Genomic DNA, 20,862 nt, shown 5'->3' with positions numbered 1-20,862 from the left:
GAGCCAGCATGGATGCTGGCGAAAGGTGCAGCCGGGACAGGGAAAGTCCCGTCTGCACCGGTCCGTCAGGCGGACGAGTGAAGTGAAGGTACCGCGTGAGCGGCGCGAGGACAGCCAGCCCCAGAGCGGCACCAGACTGCGTTATCACCTGTACCGTCAGCCCCAGAACGGCACCAGACTGCGTTATCATCCAATGCTTAACTGACAAGCATTACGACATATAAAATTATTTAAGCAACCGCTACGCATGAATGCGCACCGGTTCGATTTTACGAGAACTGCAAATACGCCACATGTGTTTGCAAGTATTCTTCCAGCCCGTGACGGCCATCGGCACCACCAACGCCCGACTTACGCCATCCTGCATGGAACCCTTGCATCGCCTCGAAATTCTCGCGGTTAATGTAGGTCTCGCCAAACTTCAGCTTGCGCAAGGCAATCATCGCGGTGTTGAGATTCTGAGTATAAATCGATGAGGTCAGGCCATATTCGCAGTCGTTGGCCAATTCAATGGCCTCGTCCAGCGTTTTGAACGCCATCACTGGTAACACTGGGCCAAAGATCTCCTCCTGCATGATCTCCATTTCCTGACGTACACCCGTGATGATCGTGGGTTCAAAGTAGAAACCTTTACCGCCAACACGTTTGCCACCCAGCACCACTTTGCCGCCCTCAGCCACCGCATTGGCGACTTTCTTCTCCACGCGTCCCAGTGCGGCTTCGGTGATAAGAGGCCCCATATCAATATCGGTTTGTTCCGCCGGGTTACCGAACTTCACTTGCTTCATTGCCGCAGTAAGGGCGCTGATGAAACGGTCATAAATGCCTTCTTGAACGTAAACACGTTCGGCACAATTGCAGACCTGCCCAGTATTGATGACACGAGAGCTCACGATCGCCTTTACGGCCAGATCCAAGTCAGCGTCATCCATGACAATGGCTGGCGCTTTACCGCCCAGCTCCAGCGACACTTTCGTGACATTCTTGGCGGCGGCCTGCATGGTGGCGATACCGGCACCGACGCTGCCGGTCAAGCTGACTAAGCCAACCGTCGGGTTAGCCGCCAGTTCTTGTCCTACTTCCGGGCCATAGCCATACACAAAGTTGATCACCCCTTTAGGCAGACCGATTTCATGAATGATCTGCGCAAAAATGGCGGCATTATTGGGGGTTAATTCGCTGGGTTTGATGGCGATAGTATTGCCGGTCACCAGTGCTGGGGCGGCTTTACGCGCAATCAGGAAGAAGGGGAAATTCCAGGGCAGTATGCCGGTCGTGACGCCAATCGCTTTCTTAAACACGAAAATATTTTCATTCGGGCGATCGCTGTTAACGATTTCGCCTTCATAACGACGCGCCCACTCCGCCATGTACTCCAGGTAATCGGCCGTAAACAGCACCTCCGTTTGCGCCAGCCCCTGCGTTTTACCGCCTTCTGCCACAATCGTGGCGGTAAGCTCAGGCTCATGCTGGCGAATACCCGCTGCGATCTTACGTAACCAGTTGCCACGCTCAATGGCTGGCAGGGCTTCCCATCCCGGTTGTGCCGCTTCGGCGGCGGCAATCGCCTGTGCTGCATCGTGCTTTGTGCCTTCTGGTATACGTGACAGCAGTGCTTCAGTTGCGGGATTGATCACCTCAATCCACTTGTCATGCTGATCGGCCACAAACGCGCCATTAATATAATGTTGATGGTGTGTTGTCATCTGTAGGGCTCCGCGATCGGTTTCGTTAACATTGTGTGAAATGCAGAGTGAAACAGATCAAGGTGTAGCACCTTTTTGTCATTGCCAACGCAGATGACGGGATGGCAGAGAAGGGAAGAACAGCACGTTGAACGCAGCATTCCTGGCGAAATGCCGCGCATTCAGCGGGTTAGCGCAGATAAGGTATTGTTCTGAAAAGTCAGGAACCCGGCATTACCGCGCCGCTGGCAATAAACCAGGCAAGGAAACTGACGCCAGCAATAATAATGGCAATAGGGAAAAGTATTCCGATTTTCATAATGATCCTGAGTGTTAAGCGAGTTGGACAATAGCGCGGTGTGTTTTCATCATACTAAACAGTTGAAACTGTGTGGCGTCATCCACCTGCCGCAGATGCTCACCTTTCTGATAGTGAATACTGTGGATGTGCCCGAGTTGACGCCACACCACAATCGCGGATGCCAGTAAGGCGCAGGTCTCTTCACTCTGAATACAGTCGAGCGTGGCATAACGATCCTCATCCAATCCATTGATGAAAACGTTCAATGCCTGCGGCGGTACGATGGCGCGAATGTCATCCAACATTACGCGACTCACGGGCTGTGACAGTAATAGCGTCAGCCTTTTGGTATTCATCTCAATCCTTCGTTCCGATGATTTTCCCGGCGTTAAACGGATTTAGTGCGCCTGGAGGAAACAAACCGGGTGGCTTTGTGTGAGTGCCATGTTACTCAGCATGTTGGCAGTCAGTCAAAAACTGTGTTGATCAACACAACAAAAATTAAAAATATCGAGAATAATAAGCGACTTATAAAAATTAACCGCTGTAATGCCTGCAAAGGTGAATTTGTGATCCTTATGTTGAAAACCCGCCTGATTTTGCCAGCCCTTTGCGCTTTCCGGCAGCCATTCAAAGGCTGATGAAAAGCAGCACGCCGTAGACTGCCAGTAATCGGGAGACTGCCAGTTTCCTGTGGGCCTCAACCTTACGAAGGAATAACAATGAACAGTGCCATTCTTGCCGGTATTTTCTGGCATCTGGTGGGTGCCGCCAGTGCCGCATGTTTTTATGCTCCGTTTAAGCAGGTAAAAAAGTGGTCATGGGAAACAATGTGGTCAGTGGGCGGCGTGATGTCGTGGCTGATCCTGCCTTGGGCGGTGAGCGCGGTGCTGCTCCCTAACTTCTGGGCTTACTACGGCAGTTTTAGTGCTTCACAGCTGTTACCGGTGTTTCTGTTTGGTGCCATGTGGGGCATTGGCAACATCAACTATGGCCTGACCATGCGCTATCTCGGGATGTCGATGGGCATAGGCATCGCCATCGGGATTACGCTGGTGGTAGGTACGCTGATGACGCCGCTGTTACAAGGCCGCTTCGTTGAGCTGTTCAGCTCGCCGGGTGGCCGGATGACCCTGTTAGGTGTACTGGTGGCGTTGATTGGTGTCGCGATCGTCTCGCGTGCCGGTTTGTTAAAAGAGCGTGCCTTAGGTATTAACGCCGAAGAGTTTAACCTCAAGAAAGGGCTGGTGCTGGCGGTGCTCTGTGGCATCTTCTCTGCCGGTATGTCGTTTGCCATGGATGCGGCGAAACCTATGCATGAAGCGGCCGCTAATCTGGGGATCAACCCGCTGTATGTGGCCTTGCCAAGTTATGTGGTGATCATGGGCGGTGGTGCACTGGTTAACCTCGCATTCTGCTTCATCCGTTTGGCGGTGAAACCTGAGCTCTCGATTCGTCGCGACTTTTCCGTGGCAAAACCGATGCTCATCGCTAACGTGGCTTTCGCTGTGCTGGGCGGAACGATGTGGTATTTACAGTTCTTCTTCTACGCATGGGGCCACGCGAAAATCCCGCCACAGTATGATTTCGTTAGCTGGATGCTACACATGAGCCTGTATGTGCTGTGTGGAGGTTTGGTGGGCCTGATTCTCAAAGAGTGGAAAGCCGTGGGGCAACGGCCAGTGCGTGTGCTGTCTCTGGGGTGTGTGGTGATTATCATCGCGGCCAACATTGTTGGCTTAGGCATGGCTAACTAACAGAAACAACCTGCCTGGCGCAGGGTGCGTCAGGCTTTTTCCCTGTCAGAGAGGGGGGCTCGCTGTGGCAGAAAACGTTGGCGCCACGCACTCGGCGTCAACCCCGTATCCCGCGTAAAGACCACTGAAAAATAGTTACTGTCATCAAAGCCACAGCGTGCGGCTACTTCGCTGATTAAACAATCCTGAGTACGCAGTAAATATTTTGCCTGGCATAAACGTAACTGGCGTAAATAGTGTCCCACCGTCATGCCGGTTTGCTGGCGAAAAAGGTGTTTTAGCGCTCGCTCGCTGAGTTGGTTTTGCTGGCAAAACGTAGCCAGGTCGAAGGGGCGGTGTAACGCGCCCTGTAAGGCAGACATCAATAAATCGAGTTGTTCTCCTTCCGGCAGCGCCCATGGTCGGTCAGCAGCATAGCCGTGTCGGCGCAGTATCAGCGCCAACTGTAGAAAAAGCGCTTCAGAGAGTTGAATCGACAACGAATCGCTTTTGCGACTTTCCCGCTCCAGCTGGCTAATGACGCCGCGCGCCAATGCCATGCCGCGCGTGGTGAGGCGCCAGCAGCCCGGTGCATCAGCGTCTTCGGGCGGCAGCAGTTGGCTCCAGTCCAGGCTCAAGTGAAAGCTATCGCGACAGTAAAGAATATTATCGAGGGCCAAATCATTCACGCTGTCGTAACTGTGGCAGTCATTGTCGCGGATATAAAACACATCGCCACAGGTAATCAGCCAAGGGCGATCGTTCAGCACGTGCAAGCCGTTGCCGCGCCATACGATCACAATTTCACTGAATTCATGGCGATGCGGTGGGAAGGAGGGTTGCGGCATACGTTCGGCCACAGCAATCGGAAGATTGGTGGCCGGGAAGTAATCTTCGCGCGTCAAAATCAGCGACATAAGAGTGGCTCCAGTTACATCATCTGCTGGCGCTCCGCTCGGGGCGCGCAGCCAAATTCCCGCCGGAACAGCGTGGAAAAGTGGTTACTGTCACCAAATCCACACTGATAGGCGATGTCCGTTATACGCATATCACTATGACGCAATAAATGCCGTGCTTGCAGCAAACGTAGCCGATTCAGATAACGCTGAGGCGTATTGCCCGTTTGCTGCTTCATTTGGCGATGTAGCGTGCGTAGCGAGAGTGAAAAACGATCGGCCAGTGCCTCCCACGCTATGTCTTCACTGTAGTGTTCATTCAGCCAGTCGAGCAACCGATGCAGCCGCGCTTCCTGATCCTGCGCGTGCTCGTTGTGACTGGCTTGGCGCAATAGCACCAGCAGTTGTAAAAAAAGTTGCTCCTGATGCGCCTGGCGTTCAAGTGACCAAACGTCCTGCTGTTTCATCTGCGTCACGATCTGTAGTGCCTGCGCCATGACTCGCTGGTTGATACGCCAGTGCGAAGCATAGTTGCCATCTTCATCACCCGGTAACAGTGACTGTAAACCAGAAAGGAAGCGGAAAGCCGCCGGACTGCGATACAGCACATTGGTCAGGCAAAGATTATCGGTTTGCTCGTAAAGATGACGATCGTGGTCGCGTACAAAACACACACAACCTGCACATAACGTCTGGGGCTGACCGTTAAAAACATGGATGCCGGACCCTTGCTCGACCAGCACAATTTCATGGAAATCATGATGATGCTCGGGAAACGCCTGTTGCGGCACGCGTGGCTCAATCGCAATCGCGTAGTTTCCTTCAGGAAAGAAATCAGCACTGTGTAAAATGGTCATGATGCGCCCCTCATTAACAACTTTGCAACCGAGTCTACTCAGGCGGACCGCACCTTACCTTGAATTTTGAACCGTCCAGTGCAGGAAAATGGCGATTTATTCAAGATTAGCCAAGTGTTTGATAGAAATGCGGTAAAGCTCACAACTCTAACTCAAACCAGTTCTGTGAGCTTTCTCACGATCATCTTTGCCAGTCTGCCAGCCACTTTCACGCGCTGGCAGTAAGGGGAAGGTCGTCGCGTCCGAGGATTTATAGGCTAGAAGCATCTCATCACAGGAAGAAACGCCATGAGTATGCGTAACATTGTTGCCATTGATTTAGGCGCATCCAGCGGACGCGTGATGCTCGCGCAATGGAGCTCAGCCAACCAGCACATTAGCTTGCGCGAAGTGTGTCGCTTTCCCAATCAACGTGTGCGCCGAGCCGGTTACGACTGCTGGGACCTTGATGCGTTGGAGCGGGCGATTCGCGCTGGATTAGCGCAGCTGGATGAAGAAGGCATCGTGCCAGACAGTATTGGCATTGATACCTGGGGCGTTGATCTGGTGCTGTTGGATGCCAAGGGTGAGCGTGTCGGTGAAGCCGTGAGTTATCGCGACAAGCGCACCGAGGGGCAAATGGCACAAGCCATGGATGAGTTGGGGAGAGAGGCAATTTATCAGCGCACCGGCATCCAGTTTCTGCCCTTCAATACACTCTATCAGTTACGTGCGCTTCACCAGCAACAGCCTGACTGGCAAGCGCAGGTCAAACACGCACTGATGATTCCGGACTACTTGCACTATCGCCTGACAGGAAAGATGAATTGGGAGTACACCAACGCCACGACCACGCAGTTGCTCAACATCGAAACCGGTGAATGGGATAAAGACCTGCTTAGTTGGGCTGGCGTGGACGCCGCCTGGTTTGGCAAACCCTCAGCGCCAGGCAACAAAGTGGGAGAGTGGATAAACAGCCGTGGCAACGCCATTCCGGTTGTTGCCGTGGCGACACATGACACCGCCAGCGCGGTTCTCGCCACCCCTTTGATGAACGATGATGCTGCATATCTCAGTTCCGGGACCTGGTCATTAATGGGCATTGAGAGTCTGCAACCTTGCACCAGCCGTGCTGCACTGAACGCCAATATCACTAATGAAGGCGGAGCAGAAGGCTATCGGGTACTCAAGAACATCATGGGATTGTGGCTGCTCCAGCGTGTGTGTGACGAACTGCATATTACCGACCTTTGTGCGCTGATCGCTGAAGCGCAGCAGCAGTCAGCATGCCTTGCACTGATTAACCCTAATCACCACCGTTTTATCAATCCGATCAGTATGGTGCAGGAGATTCAGAATGCCTGCGCTGAACAGCATATGTCTATCCCGCAAACCCCTGCAGCACTGGCCCGAACCATCTTCGATAGCCTGGCGCTGCTGTATCGGCAGGTCCTCGGCGAGCTTAGCCAATTGCGCAACGTACCCTTACGCCAACTGCACGTGGTGGGTGGGGGGAGTCAAAATCCACTTTTAAATCAGTTATGTGCTGATGCCTGCCAGCTACCCGTTTTAGCCGGGCCGATTGAAGCTTCAACGCTCGGTAATGTCGGATGCCAGCTGATTGCGTTAGGTGAACTGCGTGATGTGGCCGATTTGCGTCGCTGCATTAACCAAAATTTTCCATTAACCACCTTTGAACCTCACTGCTCCAGCGTCTTTGCGGCCCATCAGGCACGTTTTGCAGCGCTGAGCCAACCTGCTAAGGAACTTGCTTATGACAAAGCTGATTGAACAGGCCTATGAACTGGCGAAACAACGCTACGCTGCATCAGGTATCGACGTTGAGCAGGTTATGGCGCAACTGGATGGGATTCCCGTGTCAATGCACTGTTGGCAGGGAGATGATGTCCGAGGTTTTGAAAACCCTAACGGCGAACTGACGGGGGGGATTCAAGCCACCGGTAACTATCCCGGTCGGGCGCGTAACGCCGATGAATTGCGTGCCGATATTGAGAAAGCGATGTCGCTTATCCCTGGCGCAAAACGCCTGAATCTGCACGCTATTTATCTGGAAAGTGACACACCGGTGGAGCGCGATGCCATTGAACCCAAGCACTTTAGCAACTGGGTAGAGTGGGCGAAAACCCACAAGCTGGGGCTGGACTTTAACCCAAGCTGCTTCTCTCATCCGCTGAGCGCAGACGGTTTTACGCTGTCACATGCGGACAAAGGCATTCGTCAATTCTGGATCGACCACTGCAAGGCCAGCCGCCGTATCTCGGCGCATTTTGGCGAACAGCTGGGTACGCCATCGGTGATGAATATCTGGGTGCCCGATGGCATGAAAGACATCACCATTGATCGCCTGGCACCGCGTGAGCGCCTGGCCAGCGCATTAGATGAAGTCATCAGTGAAAAACTCGATGCTAATCATCATATCGATGCGGTAGAGAGCAAACTTTTTGGTATTGGGGCTGAGAGCTACACGGTGGGATCCAATGAATTTTGCCTCGGCTATGCCGCGAGCCGTCAAACAGCACTGACGCTGGATGCTGGGCATTTCCATCCAACGGAAGTCATCTCCGACAAAATCTCTACCGCCATGCTTTATGTGCCACGTCTGCTGCTGCATGTCAGCCGCCCAGTACGTTGGGACAGCGATCACGTGGTGCTGTTGGATGATGAAACGCAGGCCATTGCTAATGAAATCGCGCGTCACAAGCTGTTCAACAAAGTCCATATCGGATTGGACTTCTTTGATGCCTCCATCAACCGTATTGCCGCTTGGGTCATCGGGACGCGTAACGCCAAGAAAGCGCTACTGCGCGCATTGCTTGAACCCAGCGACCAACTGCGCAAGCTTGAGCTGGAAGGGGACTACACCGCCCGCCTGGCACTATTAGAAGAACAGAAATCACTGCCCTGGCAGGCGGTGTGGGAGGCCTGGTGCTTGCGCCATGATGTGCCCGCTGATGCCAGCTGGTTGAGCGACGTCCGTCATTATGAACAACAAACACTGCGTCTACGTTAAGGGAAACAGCATGCAAAATATTCTCTCCTCCACCTTTGTTCAGGGCATGGTCAAAGCGACCAGCGATATGTGGTTGAAAGGCTGGGATGAACGTAACGGCGGTAATGTCAGTTTGCGGTTGCTGCCGGAAGAGGCACAGGCTTGGTCGGCCGATTTTTATGCCGAACCCCGTTGTATTGAACTGACGAAACCCGCGCCAGCTTTGGCAAATGACTGGTTTTTAGTGACGGGATCGGGCAAGTTTTTCCGTAATGTTCAGCTCGACCCTGCGGACTGTCTGGCGCTGTTGCAAGTGGATGACAAAGGGCTGTCCTATAAAATTCATTGGGGGCTGAGCAATGGCGGTTTACCCACTTCTGAGCTGGCTGCACATTTCCAGTCGCACAGCGTCCGCAAGCAGGTTTCGAATGGCGTAGACCGGGTAATCATGCACTGCCATGCCACTAACTTTATGGCGCTGAGTTATGTGGTGAATTTAGATTCCGCCCGTTTCACCCGACTGCTTTGGGAAGGAAGTACCGAGTGCCTGGTGGTATTCCCGGATGGTGTTGGCATCCTGCCTTGGATGGTGCCAGGCACCGACCAGATTGGTCAGGCAACCGCCGATGCCATGGCTTCACACAGCCTGGTGATGTGGCCATTCCACGGAATATTTGGTGCGGGTCCAAACCTGGATGAAACCTTCGGTCTGATCGATACCGCTGAGAAATCCTCGGAAGTCGTGGTAAAAGCCTTGTCGATGGGCGGTATTCGTCAAAGTATCACTACCGACCAGCTGGTGGCATTGGGAGAACGTTTTGGCGTGAAGCCTTGGCCTGCGGCGTTGCAAGCGGAGCGTAGTGATGTTGCGTAAAGCCTTCGTGATGCAAGTGCATGCGCATTGCCATGATGAGTATTTGCGTCGGCACTCTCCCATCTGGCCTGAGTTGGCAGAAACGTTAAAATCTCATGGCGCGCAGCACTACGCGATTTGGCTGGATGCTGAACGCAATTTGCTGTTCGCCAGCGTAGAAATTGAATCGGAAGCACGTTGGGAGGCGGTGGCAAAAACGGAAGTCTGTCAACGCTGGTGGGCATCAATGAAAGACCTGATGCCGTCCAATGCGGATAACAGCCCAGTGAGTGCCGCCTTGAAACCCATGTTTTACATGGCGTAATGCCGATTGAGAAGAGGGGCGCACCGAGAGCGTGCGCCTAACTTTAATCTTTGTTCAGTTCACAATACCCAGCCAAAGCTGGCCAGATTGCCATCTGTGTATTAACAATCCCGTCGAGATCATCCCGTGTGGCACCTTCACGGGCCCGCACTGACATCCCCTGTAACAGGCAGGCTAAAAAACTGGCTAATGTAGCACTGTCTGCGCATTGGGGTAATTCCCCCCGCTGCTGTCGCAATTCAAGAAACTGCTTTAATGCTCGTTCCTGAGCATGATGCTGTTGTGCAAGCATGTGCGCGATCTCTTCTGAGCCTGATGACAGCGCACTTGATGTGCAGATAAAGAAACAGCCAGCAGGCTTATCGCATTCAGTAAAACAGGCTGCGGTGGCGCGGAAATAAGCCTCGATAGCACTTTTTACATCGCGCGATTCATCATCCAGCACCGCGTTTCGCTGTGCACTGAAGGTCTCGATATAGCGCTGCATTGCGGCACGGAACAAGCCCTCTTTATTCTCAAATTCAGCATAAAGCGTCGGTGCTTTCGCGCCCGTGGCTTCCACCAGATCAGACAGCGATGTCCCTTCGTAACCATGCGCCCAAAACAGCATTAATGCTTTATCTAGCGCATCCTCACGGTCGAACACTTTTGGTCGCCCACGTGATTTACGACTAAGTGTGTCAGTGACTTCCGTCATAGCGCACCTCACTGTGTGTAAAACATGCAATTAAATTACCGATCATTAAATAAAGATGCAAGCGCAGCGGATTTTTCGTTTAAGGCACTTTAGCCGTTTGTGCCTTGGCGCAGGGGATGCACTCAAATGGATAAGTGAAAAAGGGCTGCGAAGCCCATAATCACGCCACTTTCGATTAAAATAATGGTCGTTAATAAAATGATTGACGAACAGGCTATCTCGGCGTTAGCATTTAATTAACGGTTGTTAACTTAATTCGACCGACCCATTTCATCTGCATAAGAGAGACGATCATGAAAAGCATCAAAATGACACTGGCCGCTGTAGCACTGTCTTCAATCGCGTTTGGTAGCATGGCTGCTGAATTAGTGAATCAGGCCCCGCTGAACCAGCAACAAATTGGCGTGATTAGCGCATCAGGTAGCACCAATCTGACATCTTTGGAGAACCAACTATCGGAAAAGGCGAATGCTGCAGGAGCAAAGTCGTTCCGCATCACTTCGACCTCTGGCAACAACAAGCTAAATGGCACAGCGGTAATTTATAACTAATGACCGATGCGCATTGAAAGGCGCGGGGGCGCACTGAGTGTGCCCCTGGTTATAGGACGTTAACCGTTCGAACGTAATTGGGGATAGCGGCGAAAAATGGTAATGCACCAGAGCAGAGCGGCTAAACCGATCAATCCACCCACGTTACCCACATCTGACATTTTCATGTGCGAGCTGACCTGATTACCCAACAGGGCTCCCGCTCCAATCCCAATATTGTAAATCCCTGAAAATAGAGACATCGCAACATCAGTGGCGTCGGGTGCCAGAGACAGCACACGCACCTGCATGGCCAGACCAATCATCATCATCGCCATTCCCCACAAAATGCATAGCAGGGTGATCGCGGCTGGGCGCACAGCGGCAAAGACCAGCAGGCCCATACTCAGTGTGATAATGGCGATGGCCGTTAGAAGCATGGCCGAAGGAAATTTATTGCCCAAGGTGCTAAACAACACGCTGCCGATAATACCGGCAGACCCAAAGAGCAGTAGCAACAGTGTGGTGAAATTCTCATCGGCGTTCGCCACCACCTGCATGAAAGGTTCGATATAGCTGTAAGCGGTGTAGTGAGCAGTAACGACAACCGTGACCAGAATATACATCGCGACCAGTGCAGGCCTACGGAACAGCATCGGTACGCTGCTCAGTGAACCCGTATGCTCACTGGGTAAACGCGGCAGAATGCGAATCAACAGCACTAACAGTACCAAGGCGGATAAGCCAATCATGCCGAAGGTGGTACGCCAACCTAGATACTGGCCAACGATACGTCCGATCGGCACCCCTAGCACCATGGCCAGCGCGGTTCCGGTTGCCAGCATGCTGAGTGCCTGGGTTTTCTTACCCGCAGGGGCGACACGAATGGCCAGCGATGCGGTGATGGACCAGAACACGGCATGCGCCAGCGCAATACCGATGCGGGAAATGACCAGTGAAGTGAAGTCCCACGCGACGGATGAGAGTACATGACTGGCAATAAACAAGATGAAAAGCACCGCCAGCAAGAACCGCCGTTCGATGTTACGGGTTAACAGCATCAGCGGCAGGGACAGCAGTGCGACGACCCAGGCATAAATGGTTAACATGATGCCGACATCTGCGGTTTTCATGCCGTAACTGGCTGCAATATCCGACAGCAGTCCGACGGGCACAAATTCTGTGGTGTTGAAGACAAAAGCAGCAATAGCCAGCAAGACGACGCGTAGCCAGGCTGTTTTACGTGAGACGGTGGTTGGTTGCATGGAGTTCAAATCGATTTGACGGCGAGTGAGGGGGTAAATGCACCCGTTAAGGTGACCTGGGTCACAAATTGACGCTATTGTGGAGCATTAATGAGCGAATGAAAACCGTTAATAGGGTTTTTATTCCTGAATATTTTTTATCGCTAACCTCTGAGTTAATAGCCTGAGGTTATTATCATTTCTTGCTTTCTTGGCTACAGCCACCGAGTGGCTCAATATCGATTATCGCTAGGCTTAATCAAACTCAGCGTAACGCATTAAGATCCAGCGATAATTAAGCCGACTGTTTCTGTATTAGAACGATGTGACAGTCGTGCTTAACGACACTCCTTAAGCGCTACGCCAATGTTAGGCCAGCATTATCAGAGTCTCTCCATGTGTTTTAGCGCCACGCTATTCTGAGTCGTCAGGTTTTTTTTTACCGATACCGGGCAGCAATGCTCGCACCCTAACGCGCTGGTATAAAATTTTCTCGCTTGTTGAATCGCGGCTGTTGGAGTGTAAAAAGTGCCGAGAAAGCGCCGCGCACCATCAGAGGGAAGGAAGGGGCAGCCCGTAGCATGTACCACATGGTTGTCGTTATAGCCTGCTTGTTTATCGACGTAATAATAGAGTTCCATCTAACGCCCTCATTGCTGTGAAAAAAAAGTCTAACTATTGTTGGAATAGAATGAATTATAGCGGCCAATTCCCGCTTTGTTTTATATGGAACTAACGGACCGCCCAGTTTTATGAGCTTTGATGAGCAGGGGGGCCGACTGGCCCCCGAGAATAGATGAAAGGTATTACAGTTTACGGCACTGTAAACGCCAGCCGACAATTAATGCCAGTACCAGCAATACGCTGATAAATCCGGTCACGCCCATCCAGCCGTAATTGTGCCAGAAGACGCCGCCTAGGGTTCCTGCCACGCTAGAACCCACGTAATAACTGAACAGGTAAAGTGACGAAGCCTGGCCTTTTGCGCGACGAGCACGAGGTCCAATCCAGCCACTGGCTACCGAATGTGCAGCAAAGAAACCGGCGGTAAACAGCATCATGCCTGGCAAAATCACCCAAAGGGAATTCGCCACGGTAAGCAGTAAGCCTACCAGCATAATGGCTGTCGCGCCAATCATGACCGGGCCCCGACCAAATCGACTGGTCATCGCGCCGGCTTTCGGTGAACTCCAGGATCCTGTCAGATAAACCACTGAAAGCAATCCCACCACCGCCTGGCTTAATGACCATGGCGCACTCAGTAAACGGTAGCCGATGTAGTTAAACAACGTGACGAACGCGCCCATCAACAGGAACCCTTCAGCAAACAGGAAAGGCAAGCCTTTATCCCGCCAGTGCAAGCGGAAGTTGATGACTAAACTACGAGGTCGCAATGACGCAGGTCGGAAATGGCGAGACGCGGGCAATATTTTCCAGAACATCAATGCACCCGCCAAGGAGAAACAGCCGATAACACCAATGGCGATGCGCCATGAGAAGAAATCCGTCAGTACACCCGTTAATAAGCGTCCGCTCATTCCACCAATTGAATTACCGCTGATGTAAAGGCCCATTGAAAAGGCAATCACACGCGGATGGATCTCTTCACTGAGGTAGGTCATGCCGACCGCTGCCACGCCGCTGAGCGACAGGCCAATCAGGGCGCGCATCAGCAAAATGCCTTGCCAACTGGTCATCATCGCAGAGATGAGTGTGCAGATGGCCGCCAGCATCAATGCCGTTACCATCACGGATTTACGGCCAATGGCATCGGAGAGCGGGCCTGTGAACAACAATCCCAGCGCCATCAATCCCGTTGAGAGAGATAACGAAATACTGCTTTCAGCGGGTGATACGCCAAATTGTTGAGAAAGCACGGGTAAAATCGGTTGTACGCAGTACAGCAGTGCGAAGGTGGCTAACCCGGCGGAAAACAGGGCCAGTGTAACACGCATAAACTGCGGCGATCCGCGTTCAATCCATTCTGAAGGGGTTGCAGTTGTAGCAGGCTTGGCGGACAACTCGTCTTCATCAAGTATCACAGCCTGGGAAGAGCGACTCACGGAAAATCCTCTCTATAGAATCAGTCTGTTCACTGTAGGAAAGTGAGAATAGGTTGTACAATATATTAATAATCTCAAATGAGACGTTTAAAGTATGAATGTTGAGTTGCGCCACTTACGCTATTTCATTGCCGTGGCGGAAGAACTGCATTTTGGCCGCGCGGCGCAGCGCCTGAATATTTCTCAGCCGCCACTTAGCCAGCAAATTCTACAACTTGAGCACGAAATCGGTGCTCAGCTGTTCACGCGAACCAATCGCAGCGTGCAGCTCACGCCTGCTGGGCAGCTGTTTTTACAAGATGCACGTGCGATTCTGCTACAAGTCGAACAAGCTGCGGGGCGTGCTGCACGCGTACATAGCGGACAGGAAGGTGAGTTGCGCATTGGTTTTACCTCCTCCGCTCCGTTTACCGGTTTGGTATCTGATGCGCTTTACCAGTTCCGCCAACGCTGGCCTGAAGTGCACATCCAGATGCAAGAGAACAACACGCGACAGCAGTTAGCACCGCTGCATGAAGGTCGGCTTGATTTAGGCGTGATGCGTAACACACCGCTGCCCAGTGATTTGCAACACCGTGTGCTGCTGCGTGAACCCCTTTGCGCCTTAGTTCACTGGGCGCATCCCCTTGCCGATGCGGAGTCAATTTCCATTCAGGCGCTCGCCAACGAACCTTTTGTGTTTTTTGATCCGCAAGGCGGCACCGCGCTGTATAGCGAAACCCTGGCGTTGCTGCACCGTTATCAAATCAAACCCTTCATTACTCAGGAAGTCGGAGAAGCGATGACCATTCTTGGCTTGGTGGCGACGGGCCTCGGTGTGTCGATCCTACCCGCCTCGTTTCGACGTGCGCGGCTTGCCGACGTGGTGTGGGTCCCGTTACAGGAGAGTGATGCGATTTCTGAAGTTTGGTTGGTCTGGTCTGCGGTGCGCGAACCCAGTGCTCAAATGCGTAATATGATGCAGCTGATGCTGCGCAGTGCGGAGATTTAAATCTATTGGCGAACAATGGCGCGATCTTTATGTGCGATAAATCACATTTCTAATCAAATATTTGACGCTGCCTGCCAATCTGCATCACCATAGCTGCTGTTTATTTAGAAGCGCGAAAATATCCGGGAGAGGGCGTGAATCTGGACAGTCAGCCTGGCCATATTGACCAAATAAAACAGACCAACGCAGGTGTGGTTTATCGACTGATTGATCATTACGGCCCGATTTCACGTATTGAGCTTTCTAAGCGTGCCCAACTGGCGCCCGCCAGCATCACCAAGATCGTGCGTGAAATGCTAGATGCGCACTTGGTGCAGGAAACCGAGTTTCAAGAGCCAGGCAGTCGTGGACGGCCAGCGATTGGTTTGGTGCTAGATACCTTCGCCTGGCACTATCTTGCTATGCGCATTCAACCAGGGCAGATCACCCTCACATTACGCGATCTCAGCAGTCGCGCGTTGCAGGAAGATCGACTGCCATTGCCAGCCAGTTCAGACCAGCCGCTGCTAAAAACCTTGCAGGATATGGTCAATGACTTTTTCATTCGCCATCAGAGCAAACTTGAACGTTTAACCGCAATTGCCATCACGCTGCCCGGACTGATTAATGCCGCTACCGGGGTGGTGCATCGTATGCCGGGCTATGACGTGCAAGAGATGCCACTCGGAGAGACACTCTCAACACTTACCGGTTTGCCGGTGTTTGTTCAGCACGATATTTCCGCCTGGACGCTAGCAGAAGCGTTGTTTGGTGCTTCACGTGGGGCGCAAGATGTTATTCAGATTGTCATCGACGAAACGGTGGGAGCCGGCGTCATTAGCGGTGGGCAGCTATTGCATAAGCGTGGACGCGCGCTGGTCGAAATCGGCCATACGCAAATTGATCCTTACGGGCAGCAGTGTTATTGCGGTAATCATGGCTGTCTGGAGACCGTAGCCAGTACCGGCAGTTTGCTGCAACTGGCTGCGCAGCGTTTACCCTCGCAGCCGGATAGCTTACTGCATCAGTCTCCACTGACTATCGCCAGTTTGTGTGAAGCGGCACGGCAGGGCGATAGACTGGCTCGCGATGTGATCGCCGGTGTGGGCCATCATGTGGGACGCATATTGGCGATGATGGTGAATATCTTTAATCCACAACAAATTCTTATTGGTTCTCCGCTCAATCAGGCAGCAGATGTGCTGTTTCCTGCCGTGAGCAGCACCATTCGCCAGCAGGCACTCCCTGCCTACAGTCATGAGATTCAGCTAACGCCAACCAGTTTTAGCGATCCCGGCACACATGGCGCGGCGGCGTTAATCAAAGATTCCCTCTATAGCGGCCATTTACTGGTGAAACTGTTGCAAGGATAACCCCAGCTCGCCTTAAGTTTGCGCTAACGCAATCTGCCACGAGAAACATTTCCTTAAACTGCCTTCTTCACAGCTTACACATCGCTTTATTGAAGGAGGAAGAAGGTGAAAACAATCTTTGTCACCGGTACCGACACCGCGGTGGGTAAAACCGTTGTGTCACGCGCGTTGTTACAGTGTTTTGCCAAGGCAGACCTTTGTGCAGCAGGTTATAAGCCTGTTGCTAAGAGCGCGCAATCTACACCTGACGGACTGCGTAATAAAGATGCATTGCTGTTACAACAGGCTTCCGGTCTGGAGTTGGCGTATCACGCAGTGAATCCGATCACGTTAGAAGAGGACGAAATCAGTACCAGTCCGGCGGTACGCATTGATTATCCCTTGTTGAGTCGCGGTCTGCATACCTTGCAGGAACGCGCTGCCCGCGTGGTCGTAGAAGGGACGGGCGGCTGGCGCAGCCTAATGAACGATATGCAGCCTTTCTCGCAGTGGGTTCAACAGGAGAAGCTGCCGGTCGTGTTGGTCGTAGGGATAAAAGAGGGTTGCATCAGCCATGCTTTATTAACAGCGGATGCCATCGCCCGTGATGGTTTGCCCTTTATTGGTTGGGTGGCAAACCGTATTAACCCAGGGCTGGCGCACTACGCTGAAATTATTGATGTTCTGCGTGAAAAACTCGCGGCACCATTGCTCGGCGAATTGCCATATCTCCCGCGCGCGGAACAACGTGACCTTAGTGGGTATCTGGATATCTCCTTACTGAATGAACCTACACCGCACGCTCAGAGTGCAAAACCTGCAGCATGATGAAACAAAGTGATGCAAATGGTGCAAGGCTGAATCTAAGGTTTCGGATTCAGCTGCGCCGGCATTACTAATAAATCATCTACTAATCATAGTTTTACATACCAATTTTTGATATCAACGACGCAATGGCGTGATTCATGCATCAGCATCACTGATGAATAATCTGTCGGAGCATCTGTATGTCGCCATCTCAAAAAGGTTTGTTATATGGGCTAGAAGCCCGCATTGGTCCAGTGCCTGCATTTTTCGCTGCTCTCCAGCATGTACTGGCGAGCGTGGTGGGTATTATCACGCCGCCATTAATCATTGGTTCAGTGTTGGGATTGCAGACCTACATTCCTTATCTTATTAGCATGTCGTTGCTGGTTTCCGGCTTGGGTACGTTCTTACAGGCTCGCCGTTTTATGGGCATAGGTGCAGGCATGATTTGTCTGCAAGGCACCAGTTTTGCGTTCCTTGGCGTCATTTTGTCTGGCGGATTGATGGTGAAAGCCCGTGGTGGTTCACCGGAAGAGATTATGGCGATGATCATGGGTTGTAATATGGTCGCTGCATTTATTCCGATGCTGATAAGCCGCTGCGTCGCATCATTGCGAAAAGTGCTGACACCCGTGGTGACCGGTACCGTCATTTCACTGATCGGTATCAGCTTAATTAAAGTCAGTATCACCGATTGGGCAGGTGGCCATAATGCGACGGACTTTGGCGCACCTGGCAACTTGGCGCTGGGCGCGCTGACACTGTTGGTGATTATTGTGCTTAACCGTTCACACAATCGCTGGACGCGGCTGGTGGCGGTGGTGGCCGGTATCGCCGTGGGTTGCATGGCGGCAGCGCTGACCGGCCATATGCCGATTAAATCCGTCGCCCATAGCAGTTGGTTAGTTCTGCCCTCATTTTTCCGTTTCGGTTTTGATTTTGACTGGAGCATCTTCGTGCCGATTGCGCTGGTATCGGTGATTTGTGTGATTGAAGCCGTCGGCGATTTGACGGCTAACTGTCTGATCTCACAACAACCCATCAACGGGGAGAATTTCCAGCGACGGTTACAAGGCGGCATCCTTGCCGATGGTGTGAGTTGTCTACTGGCCTCTATGTTCTCTGCATTCCCCAACACGACTTTTGCACAAAACAATGGCGTCATTCAGATGACCGGCGTCGCCAGTCGTTACGTTGGCATGGTGATTGGTGTGATTCTGGTCCTGCTCGGGGTGTTCCCCGTGGTGGGTAATCTGTTACAGCAGATTCCGTCACCCGTGTTAGGGGGAGCAACGTTGGTGATGTTTGGCAGTGTAGTGGCGGCGGGTATCCGCGTGATGACGCAATCGCCACTGGGACGCCGTGAGATGTTGATCGTCGCAGTCGCTTTTGGCATTGGTTTGGGCGTGGAGGCGGTCCCTGACGTGCTGAAGCAGTTCCCACTGCTGGTTAGTAACCTGTTTGGTCATGCTGTCACCACAGGCGGCATTCTGGCTATGATATTGAATATTGTGCTGCCATCGGAACGGGGTGATGAGCGGGTGATCAATGCGGTGAATGAAAACCCCTGATGGTGGGGCGGTGCGAGCGTTGGAAGAGATGGAGAATAAAAACCGCTGGCTGTGAGTCGGCCCGTACCTCGGAAGAGGCGGCAGATCGTAAAGACGCCGTAAACCCTCCCTGGGGCTCGGCCCGCGCCATCCCTGGCGCAGGACGCTTTACTCCTCTGCCGCCTCTTCCAACGTTTCAGCCATCGTGCGGTTGGTTATGGATTCAAGCGACGACGCGTGCGTCCTGAACTGAGATAGTCCGCAATGTAGTCCTGCGAAATCTCACCGCTGTAACGTCCTTCCTCATCCACGATAGGCATCCAGACGGTGTTGTGCTCATATAGCTTGGATAGCACTACACGCAGATTCTCTTCTGCCTTGCCCGTGACCTTAAAGGTGTGCAGCATCTCCTCGCAGCGGCCTGTGGCACCACGCGCTTCGCGACGTTTGACAAAGCCCAAAGGCTTCCCATCTTCATCGACCACGGTCACTGAGCGCATATCGTTGTCATCCATGGTCGCGAAAGCATCGAGCAGCGGTGTGCTGCGTTGCACGGTAATGGTCGGTTGCTGATCGGTCACGTCGCCCGCTTGTACCAACAACAGGCGTTTCAAGGTGCGGTCCTGGCCGACAAACGAACCGACAAAGTCGTTGGCGGGTTTCGCCAGCAACTCATCCGGGCTGGCGCACTGCACAATCTTGCCCTGACCAAACACGGCAATACGGTCACCTAACTTAAGCGCTTCATCAATATCATGGCTCACCAGCATGACCGTCTTCTTTAGCTGTCGCTGCATTTCCAGAAACTCGTTCTGGATCACTTCGCGGTTGATTGGGTCGACGGCACCGAAAGGCTCATCCATCAGCAACACCGGGGGATCCGCCGCCAAGGCGCGAATCACGCCGATACGCTGCTGTTGTCCACCTGACATCTCACGCGGATAGCGATGGAGAAATTTAGTCGGATCCAGCGCCACCATGCTCATCAGTTCGGTGGCGCGATCGCGACAACGCTTTTTATCCCAACCTAACATGCGCGGCACCACGGTAATGTTCTCTTCGATGGTCATGTTGGGGAACAGACCAATCTGCTGGATCACGTAGCCAATATTGCGTCGCAGCGTAACGGTATCTTGCCCACTGGTATCTTCGCCGTTAATTAAAATCTTGCCGCTGCTGGCGGGGATTAGGCGGTTAATCATCTTCAAGGTGGTGGTTTTGCCACAACCAGAAGGGCCGAGCAGCACACACATCTCGCCAGCAGGCACTTCAAGGCTAACATTGTCGACAGCGTTAAAAGTGGTACCGTTCTTTTGCGTAAAGGTTTTCGTCAGGTTTTCTAGCTTTATCATTATCGAATCCCCTTAGGAGTCAGCGCTGACTGCAAACGGTGCAGTAGCCAATCAAGCACAATCGCTAATAAACAAATCATCAGTGCGCCGGCAATCAACATACGCACATCACTGCCGCTAATACCGTCCAGCAGTTGCAGACCCAAACCGCCGGCACCAATCACTGCGGCAATCGCCATCACGCCAACGTTCATCACCACTGCAGTCCGAATCCCGCCAAAAATCACCGGCAAAGCCATTGGAATTTCAACCCAGCGCAGACGCTGCCAGAAGGTCATGCCGATACCGCGCCCGGCTTCACGCAATCCGGGCGACAGGTTTTCCAACGCCGTATGGGTATTGCGCACAATCGGCAGTAATGAATAGAGAAAGACGGCACAAATGGCGGGCAGGGCGCCAATACCCTGACCGATCATCGAGAATAGCGGAATCATCAGGCCAAACAGCGCGATGGTGGGAATGGTCAGCACGATGGTCGCGATGCCAAGCACCGGTGTTGCCAGCCATTTAAAGCGCACAATTAAAATTCCCAACGGCACGCCAACGATTATCGCGAATCCTACAGCCACTAATACCAGCCAGGTATGCTGCCAGGTCAACGCCATCAAGGTGTGCCAGTTGCTCATAATGTAATGCAAAGTGTCCATGACGCCTC

At 52.6% G+C, this 20,862-nt stretch carries 21 protein-coding genes; 10 read left to right on the top strand and 11 right to left on the bottom strand.

Annotated elements, in window-relative coordinates:
- Positions 1–269: 269 nt before the first annotated feature.
- The 3 genes from aldA to F3J38_RS10410 form a co-directional block, all read right to left on the bottom strand.
- On the bottom strand, positions 270–1,706 hold the full coding sequence (gene aldA, locus F3J38_RS10420; RefSeq protein ID WP_167138026.1) for an aldehyde dehydrogenase: 1,437 nt from the start codon (positions 1,704–1,706) through the stop codon (positions 270–272).
- 199 nt (positions 1,707–1,905) lie between these two features.
- A complete protein-coding gene (locus F3J38_RS10415; protein WP_167138023.1) occupies positions 1,906–2,004 on the bottom strand; it encodes a YoaK family small membrane protein in 99 nt (32 codons plus the stop codon).
- Between the two features lie 14 nt (positions 2,005–2,018).
- On the bottom strand, positions 2,019–2,342 hold the full coding sequence (locus F3J38_RS10410; RefSeq protein WP_167138020.1) for a hypothetical protein: 324 nt from the start codon (positions 2,340–2,342) through the stop codon (positions 2,019–2,021).
- Positions 2,343–2,708: 366 nt separating this feature from the next.
- On the opposite strand from F3J38_RS10410, the gene rhaT reads away from it, so the two are divergent.
- A complete protein-coding gene (gene rhaT / locus F3J38_RS10405; RefSeq protein WP_167138017.1) occupies positions 2,709–3,743 on the top strand; it encodes an L-rhamnose/proton symporter RhaT in 1,035 nt (344 codons plus the stop codon).
- Between the two features lie 29 nt (positions 3,744–3,772).
- Here the strand turns inward: rhaT and rhaR are convergent, their stop codons facing one another.
- Both rhaR and rhaS read right to left on the bottom strand, forming a co-directional pair.
- Positions 3,773–4,639, bottom strand: a complete 867-nt coding sequence (gene rhaR, locus F3J38_RS10400; protein ID WP_167138014.1) for an HTH-type transcriptional activator RhaR — start codon at positions 4,637–4,639, stop codon at positions 3,773–3,775.
- A 14-nt stretch (positions 4,640–4,653) separates the two neighbouring features.
- A complete protein-coding gene (gene rhaS, locus F3J38_RS10395; protein ID WP_167138011.1) occupies positions 4,654–5,475 on the bottom strand; it encodes an HTH-type transcriptional activator RhaS in 822 nt (273 codons plus the stop codon).
- Positions 5,476–5,763: 288 nt separating this feature from the next.
- Here rhaS and rhaB point away from each other — a divergent pair, with 288 nt between their 5' ends.
- Genes rhaB through rhaM form a run of 4 tightly spaced genes read left to right on the top strand, consistent with a single transcriptional unit; the run spans position 5,764 to position 9,642 of the window.
- Positions 5,764–7,245 (top strand): rhamnulokinase, encoded by a 1,482-nt coding sequence (gene rhaB, locus F3J38_RS10390; protein WP_167138008.1) that lies wholly within the window; start codon positions 5,764–5,766, stop codon positions 7,243–7,245.
- Positions 7,229–8,485, top strand: a complete 1,257-nt coding sequence (locus F3J38_RS10385) for an L-rhamnose isomerase (RefSeq protein WP_167138005.1) — start codon at positions 7,229–7,231, stop codon at positions 8,483–8,485. The genes rhaB and F3J38_RS10385 overlap by 17 nt, the downstream gene beginning before the upstream one ends.
- Positions 8,486–8,495: 10 nt before the next feature.
- Positions 8,496–9,338 carry a rhamnulose-1-phosphate aldolase gene (rhaD, locus tag F3J38_RS10380; RefSeq protein WP_084934231.1) on the top strand — a complete coding sequence of 281 codons (843 nt, stop codon included), beginning with the start codon at positions 8,496–8,498 and terminating at the stop codon, positions 9,336–9,338.
- The gene (gene rhaM, locus F3J38_RS10375) at positions 9,328–9,642 is read left to right on the top strand and encodes an L-rhamnose mutarotase (RefSeq protein ID WP_167138002.1); all 315 of its coding nucleotides are present in this window, start codon (positions 9,328–9,330) and stop codon (positions 9,640–9,642) included. Before rhaD ends, rhaM begins: the two co-directional genes overlap by 11 nt.
- Positions 9,643–9,685: 43 nt before the next feature.
- Here the strand turns inward: rhaM and F3J38_RS10370 are convergent, their stop codons facing one another.
- Complete coding sequence (locus F3J38_RS10370; RefSeq protein ID WP_167137999.1) at positions 9,686–10,339, bottom strand: TetR/AcrR family transcriptional regulator; 654 nt, start codon at positions 10,337–10,339, stop codon at positions 9,686–9,688.
- A 293-nt stretch (positions 10,340–10,632) separates the two neighbouring features.
- Between F3J38_RS10370 and bhsA the strand changes: the two genes are divergently transcribed.
- On the top strand, positions 10,633–10,890 hold the full coding sequence (gene bhsA, locus F3J38_RS10365) for a multiple stress resistance protein BhsA (RefSeq protein ID WP_167137996.1): 258 nt from the start codon (positions 10,633–10,635) through the stop codon (positions 10,888–10,890).
- Positions 10,891–10,949: 59 nt separating this feature from the next.
- Here the strand turns inward: bhsA and F3J38_RS10360 are convergent, their stop codons facing one another.
- From F3J38_RS10360 to ynfM, 3 genes are all read right to left on the bottom strand, one after another.
- The gene (locus tag F3J38_RS10360; protein WP_167137992.1) at positions 10,950–12,134 is read right to left on the bottom strand and encodes a sugar transporter; all 1,185 of its coding nucleotides are present in this window, start codon (positions 12,132–12,134) and stop codon (positions 10,950–10,952) included.
- Positions 12,135–12,496: 362 nt separating this feature from the next.
- Entirely contained in the window at positions 12,497–12,754 is a 258-nt protein-coding gene (locus F3J38_RS10355; protein ID WP_167137989.1) for a hypothetical protein, read from the bottom strand.
- Between the two features lie 165 nt (positions 12,755–12,919).
- Positions 12,920–14,176, bottom strand: coding sequence for a multidrug efflux MFS transporter YnfM/SxtP(Kp) (ynfM, locus tag F3J38_RS10350; protein ID WP_167137986.1), 1,257 nt, complete (start codon positions 14,174–14,176; stop codon positions 12,920–12,922).
- A 94-nt stretch (positions 14,177–14,270) separates the two neighbouring features.
- Between ynfM and F3J38_RS10345 the strand changes: the two genes are divergently transcribed.
- The 4 genes from F3J38_RS10345 to F3J38_RS10330 all read left to right on the top strand — a co-directional run bounded on the left by F3J38_RS10345 (position 14,271) and on the right by F3J38_RS10330 (position 18,876).
- Positions 14,271–15,167 (top strand): LysR family transcriptional regulator, encoded by an 897-nt coding sequence (locus F3J38_RS10345; RefSeq protein WP_167137983.1) that lies wholly within the window; start codon positions 14,271–14,273, stop codon positions 15,165–15,167.
- Between the two features lie 134 nt (positions 15,168–15,301).
- Positions 15,302–16,519 (top strand): sugar metabolism global transcriptional regulator Mlc, encoded by a 1,218-nt coding sequence (mlc, locus tag F3J38_RS10340; RefSeq protein ID WP_167137980.1) that lies wholly within the window; start codon positions 15,302–15,304, stop codon positions 16,517–16,519.
- A gap of 105 nt (positions 16,520–16,624) precedes the next feature.
- A complete protein-coding gene (bioD, locus tag F3J38_RS10335) occupies positions 16,625–17,326 on the top strand; it encodes a dethiobiotin synthase (RefSeq protein WP_167137977.1) in 702 nt (233 codons plus the stop codon).
- A 179-nt stretch (positions 17,327–17,505) separates the two neighbouring features.
- Positions 17,506–18,876 (top strand): nucleobase:cation symporter-2 family protein, encoded by a 1,371-nt coding sequence (locus F3J38_RS10330; protein WP_167137974.1) that lies wholly within the window; start codon positions 17,506–17,508, stop codon positions 18,874–18,876.
- A gap of 194 nt (positions 18,877–19,070) precedes the next feature.
- On the opposite strand, the gene osmV is transcribed toward F3J38_RS10330, so the two are convergent.
- Both osmV and osmW read right to left on the bottom strand, forming a co-directional pair.
- The gene (osmV, locus tag F3J38_RS10325) at positions 19,071–20,207 is read right to left on the bottom strand and encodes an osmoprotectant ABC transporter ATP-binding protein OsmV (protein ID WP_167137971.1); all 1,137 of its coding nucleotides are present in this window, start codon (positions 20,205–20,207) and stop codon (positions 19,071–19,073) included.
- The gene (gene osmW, locus F3J38_RS10320) at positions 20,207–20,854 is read right to left on the bottom strand and encodes an osmoprotectant ABC transporter permease OsmW (RefSeq protein WP_167137968.1); all 648 of its coding nucleotides are present in this window, start codon (positions 20,852–20,854) and stop codon (positions 20,207–20,209) included. Before osmW ends, osmV begins: the two co-directional genes overlap by 1 nt.
- Between the last annotated feature and the right edge of the window lie 8 nt (positions 20,855–20,862).

It is taken from the genome of Candidatus Pantoea formicae (assembly GCF_011752625.1).
In the GTDB taxonomy this organism is placed as follows: Bacteria; Pseudomonadota; Gammaproteobacteria; order Enterobacterales; family Enterobacteriaceae; genus Pantoea; species Pantoea formicae.
The sequence above is the reverse complement of the archived record's forward strand: the minus strand, read 5'-3'. Positions and strand labels throughout refer to the sequence as shown.